The organism is Streptomyces mirabilis (genome assembly GCF_018310535.1).
GTDB lineage: Bacteria > Actinomycetota > Actinomycetes > Streptomycetales > Streptomycetaceae > Streptomyces.
On sequence record NZ_CP074102.1, the window covers coordinates 911083 to 926459 of the forward strand.

Below are 15377 nucleotides of genomic sequence, written 5' to 3' on the forward strand. Positions count from 1 at the left end.
GCGACATGCAGGATGATGAAGTGGTCGCCCATGGAGTCTTTCCGTCCGGAGAAGACTGGCAGCTCGCTGTCACTGTCCGGTCGGACAATGTCATGACGGTGCTCAGCGTCACGAGGCAAGGCGCCGCGGTATTCGGTGGCGGCATGGGCGGTCCGGCGCTTGCGGAGAATGAAACCCTCAACCTCTACTGGGGCAGAGAGGGAGATTTCCTCGGAGTCGTCGTGCGAACCGCAGAGTCCGTCGCGCATCTGACCCTGACAGTAGGATCGGCTGAGCCGACCGCACTTCAGCTGTACCCGATCCCTCGCTGTCCTGGGGTGAACGTTGCCGCCTTCGGTCTGACGGTGGACCGCGTGGAAGAGATCTCGTTGTCAGCTCGCGATGAAGACGGACACATGGTGGAGACTCATTCGCTCCCTGTTGCCCCGCCTGCACGTCCGGCGGGAACCAACGGCGGGGGCTGGGCGGCTGGGTGACGGTTTCCGTGGAGAGTGCCTCTGATCGGCGAGAACGGGGGTTTCCGAGTTCCTTGTTCCCGTTTCCGTCGGAGGCACTTTCCCACCGGATCCGATGCCGTGACACAGCCGACCGGCGACATACTGACGCGCCGCGGTGGGCGTCTTGTTCGATAGCCCATCCCACCGTCCGGTACGGAAGTCCCCGTGCCCCTTCGCACCGGACCCATGTAGTGGAGTTGGCACAGCCCTCGCCGGACGGCGGCGATGAGGTCTGCAGGGCCGATGAATGCGCGGTTGGCCAGAGTGGTGCGGCGCAGCAACCCCAGATGCCTTCGCCGGGGTTGAGATCGGGTACGGAGGAGTGCGACTGGTGGACGGTGAGCCGGTCACGCTCGACAAGGTGAGCGGTGATCAGCAGGTCGCGGTAGTCGGCCCAGGCGAAGCTCTTGCGCCTGTCACGCCGACCCTCGCCGGAACCAAGTGCGGGTGACAGGCGGCATCATCCGAGCAACCCAGGGGTGAACAGCGCTTCAGAGTGAACGTTGACTCAGATAAACGATCAATCCCACGGCAACGGGAACACCGAGAGTCCAGGCCATCGGACGCCCGAAGTTCAAGGTCCAACCCCACCCGTAGCGCTTGGGCACTGCGAGGCGCGGATCGTCACGGTTGTAGTAGAAGAGCCCGAACCAGTAGCGATCAGCGTCCCGATTCATGACCCACCTCCGAGGACCCGACCTGGTGGGACAAAAATACCTCGCAAAGCGGCATCGCCAACCGGCGGAAGTTTCTGGTCGCTGAGTAGTTCCGATTCCGGGGTTCGCGGACGCAGGGAGGGTGTCCGACATCCGGTTGTCACGACCGGGTTGAAGAGCGTGTGGTCCGGTGATCACGACGGTCGTGTTCCGCCGCGTGGTGTAGCCCGTGGGCATCTTGCGGGGATCCGGTACAGCACACACTGGCGAAGTGGCCCTTCGGGCACGCTCGGGTCCTCGAAGTCGTCCGCCGGGTCCCGGGTCATGCCGATCCGGCGCATCACCGCCTGGGAGCGAAGGTTGTTGACGGTCGTCGACGCAACGACCTCCGACAGCCCAAGGGTCTCGAAGCCGAAGGCCAGGCAGGCCAGGGCGGCCTCGGTGGCGTAACCGTGGCCCCACGCCGAACGTGTCAGCCGCCATCCGACATCCACCCCCGCGAACGGCATGTCCTCGCCCACCTGGTCCAAGCCGACGCGGCCGATGAACGCACCGGTCTCCCGTGCTTCGAGCGCCCACCATCCAAAGCCTCGCTCGTCGAACTGGGCTCGCATGAGGGCCACCGCGGCATCACTCTGCTCCCGCGTCAGCAGTTCCCCCAGGTGTTCTCGGACTTCGGGATCGGCGTTCATCGCCGCCCACGGTTCGAGGTCGGACTCCCGCCACCGGCGGAGCAGGAGACGATCGGTACGCAGTTCTGGCATGCCGTCCAGCCAACGCCATCACGATCAGGCTGTCGATCGGTTATGTCGAACATGTCGAACCCCGCGGAGCTGGGCCCGCGCCGAACGGAATCAATCCTCGCAGGTGGACGTTGCCGCACCTGGGACGGAACGGAGGCGCATCGGTGCACGGTGAGTACAAGATTCCCGGCGGCAAGCTCGTCGTGGTGGATCTGGACGTCGAGGACGGAGTGCTGCGCCACACGCGCGTGGCGGGCGATTTCTTCCTCGAACCGGACGAGGCGCTGGGCGCCGTGAACCACGCGCTGAACGGCGCCCCGGCGGACACCGACGCGACGGGCCTCGCGGCTCGCGTCGACGCCGCGCTCCCCGAGGGCACCGTCATGTACGGGCTGACCTCGGAAGGCATCGGAGTCGCGGTGCGCCGGGCGCTCGCGCACGCCACCGACTGGACGGACTACGACTGGCAGCTGATCCACGAGGGCCCGCAGTCCCCGGCGCTGCACATGGCCCTGGACGAGGTCCTGACCGCCGAGGTCGCCGCGGGCCGCCGCCCGCCCACCCTGCGTGTGTGGGAGTGGGGCGCCCCGTCCGTGATCATCGGCAGTTTCCAGTCCCTGCGCAACGAGGTCGACCCGGAGGGCGCCGCGCGGCACGGCATCGAGGTGGTGCGCCGGATCTCCGGGGGCGGCGCGATGTTCGTGGAGCCCGGCAACACCATCACCTACTCGCTCTCCGTGCCGGAGGCGCTCGTGCAGGGACTGTCGTTCCAGGACAGCTACGCGTATCTGGACGACTGGGTGCTCGGCGCGCTCGGCGACATGGGGATCAAGGCCTGGTACCAGCCGTTGAACGACATCGCCACGGAGCAGGGGAAGATCGCGGGCGCCGCCCAGAAGCGGATGGTCGGGCCGGGCGGCGGACCCGGCGCCGTGCTGCACCACGTGACCATGTCGTACGACATCGACGCCGACAAGATGGTCGAGGTGCTGCGCATCGGCCGCGAGAAGCTCTCCGACAAGGGCACCAGGAGCGCGAAGAAGCGGGTGGATCCGCTGCGCCGGCAGACCGGGCTCGCGCGCGAGGCGGTCATCGGGCGGATGGTCGACTCGTTCCGCGGCCGATACGGGTTGACGGACGGCAAGGTGACCGCGGAGGAACTGAACCGTGCCGAGGAGCTGGCCCGGACGAAGTTCGGGTCTGAGGAGTGGACGGCGAGGGTGCCGTAGCCGGACGGGCGCTCCCAGGAGCGGCCGGCCGGGGTTTTCAGGAACAGCCGGTCCGGTTCTCTCAGGACACGGGCGCCCACGCCGTCGTCCCGAGCGTGTTCTGCGGACCGATGTCGAGGGGCTCCGCGGGCCGTACGTTCAGTGCCTCGCGCCCCTGCTGCGGGACGACCCGGAGGTACGTGCCGTCCTCGGCGGCCATCCGCCAGTACAGGCCCGCCCGCGCGCTGTCGCCCGGGTCGAGGGTGAGCGGCGTGGCGCCGGGGTCCTCCGGCGCCATGAATACCTCGTCCGTCCCCTCGACGGTCCGCACGCCCGTGAGCGGGACGCCCTTCTCGTCGAGGACGCGGATGGCCGGGTAGCCCTTCACCTCGTACGGCCGCTCGGAGCAGTTGGTGAGGGTGAGGGTCATGGCCCGCAACCCCATGGCCCCGTCGACGGGGCCGGTGCCGAGACGCACCCCGGACGGCGGGCAGCCGTGCGCCTGTTGGACCGCGACGGCGGGCGAGCGGGCCGCCTTGGGCTTGTGGGCGGGTTCGGTGAAGAGACCGCAGCCGCTCAAGGCGAGCGTCAGCGCACCGACGAGGGCGGTGGCACGTAACGGTCCCAGGTCTGTCGCGATCACCGAGCGATCATCCCACGCCGCCTCTGCGCGCCCGCCGCCTCGACCACCTCCGACGCACCCCTCAGTTCGCATTCCCCCGCGCCGTCACCAAGCCCGACTCGTAGGCGAAAACGACCAGTTGGGCCCGGTCGCGGGCGCCCAGCTTCGTCATCGCCCGGCTGATGTGGGTCTTGGCGGTGAACGGGCTGATGACCATGTGCGCGGCGATCTCCTCGTTGGTCAGACCGCGCGCGGCGAGCGCCGTGACCTCGCGTTCGCGGGGTGTGAGGCACTCCAGGCCGGGCGCGGTGGCCCGGTCCGGGGGCCGGGCGACGAACTCGCCGATCAGGGTGCGGGTCACGGACGGGGAGAGCAGCGCCTCTCCCCGTGCGACGACCTCGATGGCCTGGAGCAGGTCGGCGGGCTCGGTGTCCTTGAGCAGAAAGCCGCTGGCCCCGGCCCGCAGCGCCTCGAAGACATACTCGTCCAGGCCGTAGTTGGTGAGCATGACGACGCGTACGGCGGACAGCTCCGGGTCGGCGGCGATACGGCGGGTGGCCTCGATGCCCGACATCACCGGCATCTGTACGTCGACGAGGGCGATGTCCGGCAAGGACGCGCGCACCAGCGCGAGGCCCTGCTCGCCGTCGGCGGCCTCGCCCACGACCTCGATGCCGTCCTCGGCGTCGAGCAGGGCGCGGAAACCGGCGCGCATCAGCGCCTGGTCGTCGACGAGCGCGACCCTGATCACGGCACCTCCTCCGATATGCCCAGCGGCAGTTCGGCGCGCACCGAGAAGCCGCCCTCGGTGCGCGGTGCGGCGTGCAGGGTGCCGCCGAGGGCCGTGACGCGTTCGCGCATGCCGGTGAGGCCGATGCCGGGGGTGGGTGGACGGGACGGGTCGGCGCCGCCGTCGTCGTCGACGCATATCGTCAGGTCGTCCGCGCTGTAGTCGAGTTGGACGGCCACCTTGGCGCGGCCGGCGTGGCGCGCGGCGTTCGTCAGGGCCTCCTGGACGATGCGGTACGCGGCACGGTCCACGGTCGCCGTGAGCGGGCGCTCCTCGCCGCTCACCGTCAGCTCCACAGCGAGGCCGGCCGCGCGGGCCCGCTCCACGAGCAGCGCGGGGGTGCCGGTCGGCTCATCGGTGCGCAACACCTCCAGGGTGGCCCGCAGTTCGCGCATCGCCTCGCCGCCCGCCTCCTGGATGGCGAGCAGCGCGGGCGAGACCTCCTCACCGCGTTTGCGGGCGAGGTGGACCGCGACGCCCGCCTGGAGCTTGACGATCGAGATGCTGTGCGTGAGCGAGTCGTGCAACTCGCGGGCGATCCGCAGCCGTTCCTCGCCCGCGCGGCGCAGGGCCGCCTCCTCGCGGGTGCGTTCCGCCTCCATCGCGCGCTGTTCCGTCTGGCGCAGATACGCCTGCCAGTTGCGGTCCGCGAGGCCTGTCACCAGGGCGCACAGGAACCAGCCGGCGAGCAGGAGAGAGCGCTCGGCGCTTCCGCGCGCCGTGAGGTCCGTCGTCACGAATGCCGCCAGGAACAGGGCACTCGCGAGCGCCGCCGCCCCTCGGTGACCCGCTCGGGCCGCCGTGTGGACGGCGCCGAGGACGGGGAGGGCGGCGAGGGTGCCGGGGTGGGCGTGCAGAACGTACGCCGTCGTGGTGACCGTACTGACCGCGAGTACCCTGCGCGGGGCGTAGCGGTAGGCCGCGAGGGCGAGGGAGCCCACGGTGATCAGCGCGTAGTCGGCGGGAGTCGCGCCGTCGCCGACCGCGGCCGCGGTCATGACGAGGGCACCGACCACGACCCCGAGGGCCGCGTCGGCCAGATGCCTGCGGGTGACCTGTTCCAGCGCCATGTTCCGCACGATAGACGGCCGTTCGGACAGTGGCGTCAGACCTGTGGAGGGGGCCCGGCGTACTCCGCCTGGAGTAGATCACGGCGCGCGCGGGCCGGGTGGGCGTAGCCCGCACTGCCTTCCGGTGGACGACGACCGTGGACGGATCCCCGGAGGAGGGTGACAACGGCGGCCGAGCCTGCGGCCCCGCGCTCATTCCCCACAAGGAGGCGCCCCATGCCCAGTCCCTTCCGATACACCACCCCGTCTCCGCCGAAGTCGGCCACCGGCCGTGTGGCGAGCGTCTACGCCCAGCTCGCCGACGACTTCGGCATCGAGCGCGCGGTGACCTTCGTCGTGCTCTCGCCCGCTCCCGATCTCATGGCCTCCGCCTGGGCGTTGATGCGCGAGTCGCTGATCGCGGGCGCGGGCAGCCGGACGGGGAAGGAACTCGCGGCGCTCGGGGTGTCCGTGGCCAATCGGTGCCCGTTCTGCGTCGACGCGCACACGATGCTGCTGCACGCGACCGGGGACCACCGGCTCGCGGAGACGGTGGCGCGCGGGGGGACCCCCGCCGACGAGGAGCACGCGCGTGTGCTGGCGTGGGGCGGGGCGACCCGGATCCCGGGGGCGGCGGAGTTGGCGCCGTACCCCTTCCCCGTCGCACACGCCCCCGCCTACATCGGCACGGCGCTGTCCTTCCACTTCATCAACCGCGTGGTGTCGGCGCTGCTCACCGAGAGTCTGCTGCCCGGCAACGCGCAACGGTTTCGGGCGGTGCGGAGTCTGGCCGGGCGGTCCGTCGCCCGGACGGTGCGCCGGCGACCCGCGCCGGGTGCGGGCCTGGAACTCCTCGACGACCCCGGGCCCGGTCCGGACTGGGCGCGCGGGACCACCGTCGGCCCTGCCTACGCCGCGCTGCGAGCCGCCGCCACCGAGGGGGAGGGCCTTCTCGACGAGGCCGACCGGATCCTCGTACGGGAGACGCTCCGGGACTGGGACGGCTCGCACCCGCCACTCGCGTGGGACGGACTCCCCGACCGTTCGCGGCCCGGAGCGCGCCTCGCGCTGCTGGCCGCGCTGGCCCCGTACCGGATCACGGACGAGGACGTGACGGCCTGGCGTAAACCCATCCATACCGACCACTGTTTGGTGCATCTGGTGGCGTACGGCGCGTTCGCCGCCGTCGACCGGATAGAGAGCACGCTTCCCGCCCGCACGGCCGAGGAGACCTCATGACACAGATCGCCAACCATGCTCAGGCGCGGGCCTGGAACGGCACTCTCGGCAACCACTGGGCGAGCCACCACGAGCGCTATGACACGCTCGTGTCGGGCCTGAACACCGCGCTCTTCGACGCGGCGGCGATCGCTTCGGGCGACCGCGTCCTGGACGTCGGCTGCGGGGCCGGTGCGACGACCCGGATCGCGGGCCGACTGGCGGCGCACGGGCACGCCGTCGGGGTCGACATCTCTGCGCCCCTGCTCGACCAGGCCCGGGCGACGACCGCCGCGGAGGGGGTCACCAACGTCGCGTACGAGTTCGCCGACGCCCAGATCCACCCCTTCCCGGCCGCCGGATACGACGTCCTGATCAGCCGGGGCGGGGTGATGTTCTTCTCGGACCACGCGGCGGCGTTCCGGAACCTGTCGCGCTCGCTGCGGCCGGGAGGGCGGCTCGCGTTCGTCTGTCCGCAGCCCGCCGGTCCCGAGGTGGAGGAGTCACGCGCCCTGCGCCTTTTCGGAGAACTCCTGGACGAACCGGACGCCGCAACGGTCGCCGTCCAGGCCGCCATGGCCTCCCTGTCCGACCCGGCGCGCATCCGCGAGGTTCTGCACGGGTGGGACGACGTGACGGTGACTCCGGTCGCGACGGAGACGACATGGGGGCGCGACGCCGCGGACGCCGTCGGCTTCATCCTCTCCCGCGCGCCCGGCCGGACGGTCGACGCCGACACGCGCGCGGCGCTGCAGGACACCTTGCGCCCTTATGAGACGGATCGCGGTGTTCGACTCCGGGCGGCGGTGTGGCTGGTGACGGCGAAGTGGCGCACGGACGGTCCCCAGTGAGGCACAGTCACCACACAGCCACGGAGTGAGTTGGCACTTCCGCCCCACAGGGAGTCATGTGACACTGGCGTTCCGTCCGCAGTGTGGACTCCCTCCGCACCGTCCCCCACGAGAAGTGCGCCGTGCATTCTCTTCCTCTGCCACTCGCCCTCACCGCGCGCCTGCTGCCGGTCGCGGTCCTCGCCTGCACGGGCTGGGCCATGTCGTCCGGCACGTCGACGACGACTCCGGCCGCCACCGACCACAAGTCGCCCCAGACGACGCAGTCCCCGTCGGGTCCCGCGGCGACGGCGGTCGCGAAGACGTACACCGCGGCCCCCGCGCCCTGCACCGGCGTGACGGAGAAGACGGTCAAGGCCCTTGTCCCGGGCGCCAAGACGGCCGGCCAGGAGATTCCGTCGACCGACAGGACGGTGCGCCGCACCTGCTCCTGGAACGCGCTCAAGGGCTTCGACTACCACTGGCTGGACGTCTCGTACGAGATCAAGGATTCGGACGAAGCGGCGCAGAAGTCCTATACGGGGCGCGTCGCGGACAAGAGCGGCGGAGGTGCGGTTCCCGGCCTCGGTGACTCGGCCTACTCCGTCGTGAACCTCACCACCACGGACAAGCAGCAGACCCGTGAGGGGGTGGTGATCGCCCGCGCGTCCAACGCGCTGGTGGTCGTCACGTACAACGGCAGCAACTTCGAGACGAAGAAGGCTCCCAGTACGGACGAGATCAACAAGGGGGCCATCAAGGCCGCCAAGGACGTGGTGGCGACGCTGGAGAACGGCCAGAAGGGCTGACCGTTCTCCAACCGCCGCGCCGATCCGACAGCTGTTCTCCATCAGCCGTTCTCCGACGGCTGCCTTCCCTCACGTGTCAGACGGCGGTCTTCTCCTTGCCCCGCAGCAGCATCAGGGCCAGGTACAGCACCATCGACGTACCGAGTCCGACCGCCCAGCCGTAGTCGGCCAGGGACTTCAGCGCCGGGATGGGCCGCCCGTCGATCAGCGGATGGAAGTCGGCACCGCCGACGGCCAGGACGCCTCCGGTGACGAAGGCGACGACGGCCCGCCAGTTCCAGCCGCCGTCGTACCAGTAGCGGCCGCCCGTGCGGTACAGGTCGGCGAGGTCGAGCTTGGTGCGGCGCAGGATCCAGTAGTCGGCGATGAGGATGCCGGCGACGGTGCCGAGCAGACCGCCGACGAGGCCGAGCCAGGTGAAGATGTAGCCCTGCGGGTCGGAGTACAGCTTCCAGGGGAAGATCAGCACGCCGAGGACACAGGTGGCGAGTGCGCCGGTACGGAAGTTGATCTTCCGTGGTGCGAGGTTGGAGAAGTCGAAGGCCGGCGAGACCAGGTTGGCCGCGATGTTCACGGACAGGGTCGCGACCAGCACGGTGACCAGCGCGTAGAGGAGGCCGAAGACGTTGTCGGTCTTGGCGGCCAGCTGGACCGGGTCCCAGATGGCCTCGCCGTACACGGCCTGCGAGCCCGAGGTGACCATGACCGACAGGAAGGCGAAGAGCGTCATCGTGGTCGGCAGACCGAGCGCCTGGCCCCAGGTCTGCGCCTTCTGGCTCTTGCCGTACCGGGTGAAGTCGGGGATGTTCAGCGACAGCGTGGACCAGAAGCCGATCATGCCCATGAGCGAGGGCCAGAACAGCTTCCAGAAATCGCCGCCCCAGCCGAGCTTCGAGGGCTGGTCGAGCAGCGGGCCGAAGCCGCCCGCCTTGCTGCTCATCCACCACAGCATCACACCAGCGCCCAGGAGCACGAACGGCGCCGCCCAGTTCTCGAAGCGGCGGATCGTCTCCATGCCCCGGTAGATGATGGCGACCTGCAGCACCCAGAAGATCGCGAACGACAGCCACATGGTCCAGGCGTAGCCGCCGACCTTCGAGGCGTTGGCCCAGCTGTCGCCGAAGAGCTTCCCGGCGAGGAAGTAGATCGCCTCGCCGCCGATCCAGGTCTGGATGCCGAACCAGCCGCAGGCCACCAACGCCCGCACGACAGCGGGCAGGTTGGCGCCGCGGACACCGAAGGAGGCGCGGGCGAAGACGGGGAAGGGTATGCCGTACTTCGGCCCGGCATGCCCGGTGAGCAGCATCGGGACCAGCACGATCAGGTTGGCCAGCGCGATGGTGAACACGGCCTGCTTCCAGTCCATGCCGACGGCTATCAGGCCGGAAGCCAGGGTCCAGGAAGCGGTGTTGTGGGCCATGCCGACCCACAGCGCCGAGAAGTTGTACGTGGTCCACGTGCGCTTCTCGACCGGGACCGGCAGCAGGTCCTCGTTGGCGTAGGGGCCGCTGGGCGCGGGCGCGTCGGGCGCGATCTCCACCCGGCCGTCGGTGAGCGTGACTTGAGCGACGGGCGGGCCCTCGCTGGGGACGGTCTCGGTCATGGGCAGGCCAATCAAGTGAGGAGTGACGGGAGAGGCCGTGCGGGTGACGCCGTGGGGGGTTGTGCGGGTGCGGTGGTGCGGTGATCCCCTTCCCCGGACGGAGGGAAGGGGACGTATGGGGAGGGGGAGCGGTGGCCGGGGTACGGCCGGTGGTGCGGTGGGCGGCCGGAGGCCGGCCGCCCGGAGCGGAGCTGTCAGCCGTTGACGGCCGGGATGACCTTCGACCCGTAGGCGTCGATCACGGCCTCCTGCGCGTCGTGCATGTCGTACACCGCGAACTGGTCCACGCCCAGCGCGCGCAGCGCGTTCAGCTTCTCGATGTGCCGCTCGGCCGTGCCGATCAGGCAGAACCGGTCGACGATCTCGTCCGGCACGAACTTGGTGTCGGGGTTGTCACTGCGCCCGTGGTGGGAGTAGTCGTAGCCCTCGCGCGCCTTGATGTAGTCGGTGAGTTCCTCGGGCACGGCGGCGGAGTGCTCGCCGTACTTGGAGACCAGGTCGGCCACGTGGTTGCCGACCATGCCGCCGAACCAGCGGCACTGCTCACGCGCGTGGGCGAGGGCCTCCGGCGAGTCGTCCTCGGTGATGTACGCGGGCGCGGCCACGCAGATCTTCACCTCGGAGGGGTCGCGCCCCGCCTCGACGGCCGCTTCCTTCACGGCCTTGACCATGTACTCGGTGAGATAGAGGTCGGCGAGCTGGAGGATGAACCCGTCGGCCTCCTCACCGGTCATCTTCAGGGCCTTGGGACCGTACGCGGCCATCCAGACCGGGAGTTCGGCGCCGGGCTTGACCCAGGGGAACTTGACGACGGTGCCGCCGAGGTCGGCCTCCTCGCCCCGGCCGAGGGCACGGATGACCTTCATCGCGCCGCTGATCCGGGCGAGCGTGTTGGGCTTGCGGCCGGCGACACGCATCGCCGAGTCGCCGCGCCCGATGCCGCACACCGTACGGTTGCCGTACATGTCGTTGAGCGTCGCGAAGGTGGAGGCGGTGACCTCCCAGGTGCGGGTGCCCGGGTTGGTGACCATCGGCCCGACCGTCAACTTCTCGGTGTTCGCGAGGATCTGACTGTAGATCACAAAGGGTTCCTGCCACAGCACGGCCGAGTCGAAGGTCCAGCCGTACGTGAAGCCGTTGCCCTCGGCGCGCTTCATCAGGTCGATGACGCGGGAGGCCGGGGGGTCGGTCTGCAGGACGAGTCCGAAGTCCATGGCGCCACTCCTAGTCGCTCAGAGAAGGTACTGACAGGTGGAGCGGGGGGTGTAGACGCCGTGACCCGCGCGTCCGGTGAACTCCCGCTCAGTGATGACCGGTTCGCCGCGCGAGAGCACGGTCTCGACCTGCCCGGTGACGCGCTTGCCCTCGTACGCCGAGTAGTCGACGTTCATGTGGTGGGTCTCGACCGACATGACCTGCTCGGCGTGCGGGTCGTAGATGACGATGTCGGCGTCGGCGCCCGGCGCGATGGTGCCCTTCTTCGGGTACAGGCCGAACATCCGGGCCGGGGTGGCGCAGGCGATCTCGATCCAGCGGCGGCGCGAGATGTGCCCGTCGACGACGGCCTGGTGGAGCAGGTCCATGCGGTTCTCGACGCCCGGGAGGCCGTTGGGGATCTTCGAGAAGTCGCCCCGGCCGAGCTCCTTCTGGCCCACGAAGCAGAAGGGGCAGTGGTCCGTCGACACGACCTGGAGGTCGTTGGTGCGCAGGCCCCGCCACAGGGCGGCCTGATGCTCCTTGGGCCGAAGGGGCGTGCTGCACACGTACTTCGAGCCCTCGAAGTCCGGTTCCGCGAGGTTGTCGGTCGACAGGAAAAGGTACTGCGGACAGGTCTCGCCGAAGACGTTCAGGCCCTCGTCACGCGCCCGTGCGATCTCGGCGACCGCCTCCTGCGCCGAGACGTGCACGACGTACAGCGGAGCGCCCGCGACCTGGGCGAGCTTGATGGCCCGGTGGGTGGCCTCGGCCTCCAGGAGCGCCTTGCGCACCTCGCCGTGGAAGCGCGGGTCGGTCTCGCCGCGCGCCAGCGCCTGTTCCACGAGGACGTCGATCGCGATGCCGTTCTCCGCGTGCATCATGATCAGGCCGCCGTTCTCGGCGGAGCGCTGCATGGCGCGCAGGATCTGGCCGTCGTCGCTGTAGAAGACGCCGGGGTAGGCCATGAACTGCTTGAAGGAGGTGACGCCCTCCTGGACCAGCAGGTCCATCTCCTTGAGCGTCTCCTGGTTGACGTCGGAGACGATCATGTGGAAGGCGTAGTCGATGGTGCAGTTGCCGTCGGCCTTGGCGTTCCAGGCGTCGAGGCCCTCGCGCAGCGAGTGGCCGACGCTCTGCACCGCGAAGTCGACGATGGTGGTGGTGCCGCCCCAGGCCGCGGCCCGGGTGCCCGTCTCGAAGGTGTCCGAGGCGAAGGTGCCGCCGAAGGGCAGCTCCATGTGGGTGTGGGCGTCGACGCCGCCCGGGATGACGTACTTGCCGGTGGCGTCGATGGTCTTCTCGGCCGTCCACGACTCGGCCGCCGGGGTGCCGGTCGCAGCGAGGGCGACGACCCGGCCGTCCTCGATCAGGACGTCGGCGTGGATCTCGTCGGACGCGGTGATGACGAGGCCATTACGGATGACGGTACGGCTGCTCATGCTCCCTCTCTCCTGCCGTGCGCTGAAAACTGCGGGTCACTCGTGGCTGGTCGCGCCCGAGCGGCAAAGCCGCGCGATGCCACAGCCCCGCGCCCCTTTCGGGGGCGCGGGAAGCCCGGCGGACTCCAGGGCCCCGCCGGGCTACGGCGCGGTCAGCGGCTCGTACGCGTCGGGACGGCGGTCCCGGTAGAACTGCCAGCGGTCGCGCACCTCGCGCAGCTTGGCCATGTCGAGGTCGCGGACGACGAGTTCGGTCTCCTTGTCGCTGGCCACCTCCCCGACGAACTGGGCCTCCGGGTCGACGAAGTACGACGTTCCGTAGAAGTCGTTGTCGCCCAGCTCCTCCACGCCCACGCGGTTGATGGCGCCCACGAAGTACTCGTTGGCGACGGCCGCCGCCGGCTGCTCCAGCTGCCAGATGTAGGAGGACAAGCCGCGCGAGGTGGCCGACGGGTTGAACACGATCTCGGCGCCCGCGAGGCCCAGCGCACGCCAGCCCTCCGGGAAGTGCCGGTCGTAGCAGATGTAGACGCCGATCTTGCCGACGGCGGTGTCGAAGACCGGCCAGCCGGCGTTGCCGGGACGGAAGTAGAACTTCTCCCAGAAGCCCTCGACCTGCGGAATGTGGTGCTTGCGGTACTTGCCGAGGTACGAGCCGTCCGCGTCGATCACGGCGGCCGTGTTGTAGAGGACGCCGGGCTGCTCCTCCTCGTACATCGGCAGGACGAGGACGATGCCCAGTTCCTTGGCCAGCGCCTGGAAGCGCCGGACGATCGGGCCTTCGGGGATCTGCTCGGCGTACTCGTAGAACGCCTTGTCCTGGACCTGGCAGAAGTAGGGCCCGTAGAAGAGCTCCTGGAAGCACATCACCTGTGCGCCCTGTGCGGCCGCGTCGCGGGCCGCCTGCTCGTGGACCTGGATCATCGACTCCTTGTCGCCGGTCCAGGCAGTCTGGAAGACGGCGGCGCGGATCACTCTGCTCATCGGGACCTCCGGTCGCTCGGTGTGCGAGGAGCCTAGGAAGCCCGGACGGCCGCATTGAGTTGCACCGTGTCACGTCTGAGGCGCTGTGCCGTTCCACGGTGTCACCCCCGCGTTGTCCCATGTTTCACCTGAGCCGTCCCGTGTTTCACCGTTGTTGCGCGTCGTGCGCGAGCAGTGCGATGTGCACGGAGGCGGCCTGCTCGAAGTCGTCGAGGTCGACGCCGAGCCGGGCCTCGATGGCCTCCAGTCGGCGGTAGAGCGCGGGCCTGCTGACGTGGTGGAGCTGCGCGGTGCGGGACTTGTTGCGACCGGTCGCGAGGTAGGTCCGCAGCACGGGCAGCAGCTCCGACTCGGCATCGGCCCCGCACAACAGCCCGTCCAACTCCCTTTCGGCGAAAGACTGGACGTTCGGGTCGTCGCGCAACAGCCGTATCAGGCCCCGCAGATGGACGTCACGCAGTCGTACGAGCACCGGCTGGTCCTGGTCGGCGGGTGCGTCGGCGGCGGCCTCGGCGACGTGCAGTGCCTCACGCAGGCCGCCGGGAACGTCGTCCCAGGCGGTACGGGACGCGGCCGCCGCCACGGTCGTACGGATGCCGGTCTCATGGCGCAGTCGCAGCGCGAAGTGGGCGGCCAGCGCCTCCGCGTCCTGATCGCGGGCGAGGCTGAGCAGCACGGCGGTGGCCCCGTCGGCGAGCTCGGCGACCAGTCCGGGCAGCCCCAGCAGACGCAGTACGCGGTCGAGTTGGCCCGGGTCTCCGTCCCGTACCACCAGCGGCACGAAGGCCCGCCGGTTGACGGGCAGCCCGGCCGCCCTGGCCCTCGGAAGAAGCTGCCGCGCCGGTACGACCCCGCTCACCAGGTCCGTCAGCAGGCTCTGCGCGGACTCCTCCTCCCAGGTGTGCACGGAGCCACCCAGCATCCGGTGCAGGACCAGGGCCTCGGCGGCACGGTCGGCGAGCAGCCGCCCGGTGGCGGCATCGCCCCGGTAGCCGCACAGCACGATCCGGCCCCATCTCTCGCCGCGCCCGCCCAGCTCGGCGCGGATCCAGCCGTCGCCCTCGCTGCCGCCCGCCTGCCGGGCGATGCGCTCCCAGTCGCGCAATACGTCGTCCACCGCGGACCGCTCCCCCGCCGTGGCGAGGACGCGGTGGGCGAGGTTGGTGACGACGACCGGGCACGCGGCGTGCACGGCGATCTCGTCGAGCATCCGTTGCAGGGGCGCTCCCGTGGTGATGAGCCCGGTGAGCGCGGTCCGTACGGCCTCGGAGAGGCTCACGGCCGCGAACTTGCTGCGGACGAGCCGGGACTGGACCTCCTCCGTCAGCTCGGCGAACGGGAAGGGCCGGTGGAGCACCACCATGGGCAGTCCGCAGCGCTCGGCGGCCCGGCGCATCACGTCCGGCGGGGTCGGGAAGGCCCGGCCGAGTCCGAGGACGACGGCCGCGGCCTCCGCGCGGTGCAGCGAACGGATGTACTCGGCCTGCGCGTCCGGGTCGCCGGCGAGCAGCACCCCGGTGGTGAGCACCATTTCCCCGCCGCTGAGCATCACGCCCACGTCGGCGGCCTCGGCGACGTGCACCCAGCGCACGGACCGGTCGAGGTGGCCCGCGCCGGCCACCACCTCGGGCTCTCCGGCGAGCACCCGGTCCAGGGCGAGGACCTGGCGTACCGACAGGGCGGGTTCCAAGGCGGTGGCGGTGGTCATGGCACGTTCCCTTGCTCAGAACTT

General features: G+C 70.1%; 15 protein-coding genes. 5 read left to right on the forward strand and 10 right to left on the reverse strand.

Annotated elements, in window-relative coordinates:
- Nucleotides 1-5 precede the first annotated feature (5 nt).
- Nucleotides 6-476 (forward strand): hypothetical protein, encoded by a 471-nt coding sequence (locus tag SMIR_RS04155; protein WP_168486624.1) that lies wholly within the window; start codon nucleotides 6-8, stop codon nucleotides 474-476.
- A 512-nt stretch (nucleotides 477-988) separates the two neighbouring features.
- Here the strand turns inward: SMIR_RS04155 and SMIR_RS44835 are convergent.
- A complete protein-coding gene (locus SMIR_RS44835) occupies nucleotides 989-1390 on the reverse strand; it encodes a DUF5808 domain-containing protein (protein WP_422664396.1) in 402 nt (133 codons plus the stop codon).
- On the reverse strand, nucleotides 1348-1917 hold the full coding sequence (locus SMIR_RS04160; protein ID WP_168497306.1) for a GNAT family N-acetyltransferase: 570 nt from the start codon (nucleotides 1915-1917) through the stop codon (nucleotides 1348-1350). The genes SMIR_RS44835 and SMIR_RS04160 overlap by 43 nt, the downstream gene beginning before the upstream one ends.
- Nucleotides 1918-2060: 143 nt before the next feature.
- Here SMIR_RS04160 and lplAB point away from each other — a divergent pair, with 143 nt between their 5' ends.
- Nucleotides 2061-3125: a lipoate-protein ligase LplAB gene (gene lplAB, locus SMIR_RS04165; RefSeq protein WP_168497304.1), complete on the forward strand. Its 1065-nt coding sequence runs from the start codon at nucleotides 2061-2063 to the stop codon at nucleotides 3123-3125.
- 61 nt (nucleotides 3126-3186) lie between these two features.
- Here lplAB and SMIR_RS04170 read toward each other — a convergent pair whose 3' ends face one another.
- From SMIR_RS04170 to SMIR_RS04180, 3 genes are all read right to left on the reverse strand, one after another.
- A complete protein-coding gene (locus tag SMIR_RS04170) occupies nucleotides 3187-3747 on the reverse strand; it encodes a DUF4232 domain-containing protein (RefSeq protein WP_248003230.1) in 561 nt (186 codons plus the stop codon).
- A 61-nt stretch (nucleotides 3748-3808) separates the two neighbouring features.
- Nucleotides 3809-4477, reverse strand: coding sequence for a response regulator (locus SMIR_RS04175; protein WP_168497301.1), 669 nt, complete (start codon nucleotides 4475-4477; stop codon nucleotides 3809-3811).
- Nucleotides 4474-5586 (reverse strand): sensor histidine kinase, encoded by a 1113-nt coding sequence (locus tag SMIR_RS04180; protein ID WP_168497299.1) that lies wholly within the window; start codon nucleotides 5584-5586, stop codon nucleotides 4474-4476. Before SMIR_RS04180 ends, SMIR_RS04175 begins: the two co-directional genes overlap by 4 nt.
- A gap of 216 nt (nucleotides 5587-5802) precedes the next feature.
- Here SMIR_RS04180 and SMIR_RS04185 point away from each other — a divergent pair, with 216 nt between their 5' ends.
- The 3 genes from SMIR_RS04185 to SMIR_RS04195 all read left to right on the forward strand — a co-directional run bounded on the left by SMIR_RS04185 (nucleotide 5803) and on the right by SMIR_RS04195 (nucleotide 8422).
- Nucleotides 5803-6804 (forward strand): carboxymuconolactone decarboxylase family protein, encoded by a 1002-nt coding sequence (locus SMIR_RS04185; RefSeq protein ID WP_168497298.1) that lies wholly within the window; start codon nucleotides 5803-5805, stop codon nucleotides 6802-6804.
- Nucleotides 6801-7634 carry a class I SAM-dependent methyltransferase gene (locus SMIR_RS04190; protein WP_168497296.1) on the forward strand — a complete coding sequence of 278 codons (834 nt, stop codon included), beginning with the start codon at nucleotides 6801-6803 and terminating at the stop codon, nucleotides 7632-7634. The genes SMIR_RS04185 and SMIR_RS04190 overlap by 4 nt, the downstream gene beginning before the upstream one ends.
- Before the next feature lie 122 nt (nucleotides 7635-7756).
- Nucleotides 7757-8422: a hypothetical protein gene (locus SMIR_RS04195; protein ID WP_168497294.1), complete on the forward strand. Its 666-nt coding sequence runs from the start codon at nucleotides 7757-7759 to the stop codon at nucleotides 8420-8422.
- Between the two features lie 76 nt (nucleotides 8423-8498).
- Here the strand turns inward: SMIR_RS04195 and SMIR_RS04200 are convergent, their stop codons facing one another.
- From SMIR_RS04200 to SMIR_RS04220, 5 genes are all read right to left on the reverse strand, one after another.
- Complete coding sequence (locus tag SMIR_RS04200) at nucleotides 8499-10025, reverse strand: NCS1 family nucleobase:cation symporter-1 (protein WP_168497292.1); 1527 nt, start codon at nucleotides 10023-10025, stop codon at nucleotides 8499-8501.
- 194 nt (nucleotides 10026-10219) lie between these two features.
- On the reverse strand, nucleotides 10220-11239 hold the full coding sequence (locus SMIR_RS04205; RefSeq protein WP_168497290.1) for a TIGR03842 family LLM class F420-dependent oxidoreductase: 1020 nt from the start codon (nucleotides 11237-11239) through the stop codon (nucleotides 10220-10222).
- A gap of 18 nt (nucleotides 11240-11257) precedes the next feature.
- A complete protein-coding gene (hydA, locus tag SMIR_RS04210) occupies nucleotides 11258-12661 on the reverse strand; it encodes a dihydropyrimidinase (RefSeq protein ID WP_168497288.1) in 1404 nt (467 codons plus the stop codon).
- Nucleotides 12662-12802: 141 nt separating this feature from the next.
- The gene (locus SMIR_RS04215) at nucleotides 12803-13645 is read right to left on the reverse strand and encodes a nitrilase-related carbon-nitrogen hydrolase (RefSeq protein WP_168497286.1); all 843 of its coding nucleotides are present in this window, start codon (nucleotides 13643-13645) and stop codon (nucleotides 12803-12805) included.
- A gap of 145 nt (nucleotides 13646-13790) precedes the next feature.
- Nucleotides 13791-15353 (reverse strand): PucR family transcriptional regulator, encoded by a 1563-nt coding sequence (locus SMIR_RS04220; protein ID WP_168497284.1) that lies wholly within the window; start codon nucleotides 15351-15353, stop codon nucleotides 13791-13793.
- Between the last annotated feature and the right edge of the window lie 24 nt (nucleotides 15354-15377).

What these genes read in the sequence shown, in the direction of transcription:
- SMIR_RS04185 (WP_168497298.1), top strand. Translation starts at nt 5,803, where the DNA reads ATGCCCAGTCCCTTCCGATACACCACCCCGTCTCCGCCGAAGTCGGCC.
- SMIR_RS04215 (WP_168497286.1), bottom strand. Translation starts at nt 13,645, where the DNA reads ATGAGCAGAGTGATCCGCGCCGCCGTCTTCCAGACTGCCTGGACCGGC.
- SMIR_RS04205 (WP_168497290.1), bottom strand. Translation starts at nt 11,239, where the DNA reads ATGGACTTCGGACTCGTCCTGCAGACCGACCCCCCGGCCTCCCGCGTC.
- SMIR_RS04200 (WP_168497292.1), bottom strand. Translation starts at nt 10,025, where the DNA reads ATGACCGAGACCGTCCCCAGCGAGGGCCCGCCCGTCGCTCAAGTCACG.
- SMIR_RS04180 (WP_168497299.1), bottom strand. Translation starts at nt 5,586, where the DNA reads ATGGCGCTGGAACAGGTCACCCGCAGGCATCTGGCCGACGCGGCCCTC.
- SMIR_RS04155 (WP_168486624.1), top strand. Translation starts at nt 6, where the DNA reads ATGCAGGATGATGAAGTGGTCGCCCATGGAGTCTTTCCGTCCGGAGAA.
- hydA (WP_168497288.1), bottom strand. Translation starts at nt 12,661, where the DNA reads ATGAGCAGCCGTACCGTCATCCGTAATGGCCTCGTCATCACCGCGTCC.
- SMIR_RS04160 (WP_168497306.1), bottom strand. Translation starts at nt 1,917, where the DNA reads ATGCCAGAACTGCGTACCGATCGTCTCCTGCTCCGCCGGTGGCGGGAG.
- SMIR_RS04220 (WP_168497284.1), bottom strand. Translation starts at nt 15,353, where the DNA reads ATGACCACCGCCACCGCCTTGGAACCCGCCCTGTCGGTACGCCAGGTC.
- SMIR_RS04190 (WP_168497296.1), top strand. Translation starts at nt 6,801, where the DNA reads ATGACACAGATCGCCAACCATGCTCAGGCGCGGGCCTGGAACGGCACT.
- SMIR_RS44835 (WP_422664396.1), bottom strand. Translation starts at nt 1,390, where the DNA reads ATGCCCACGGGCTACACCACGCGGCGGAACACGACCGTCGTGATCACC.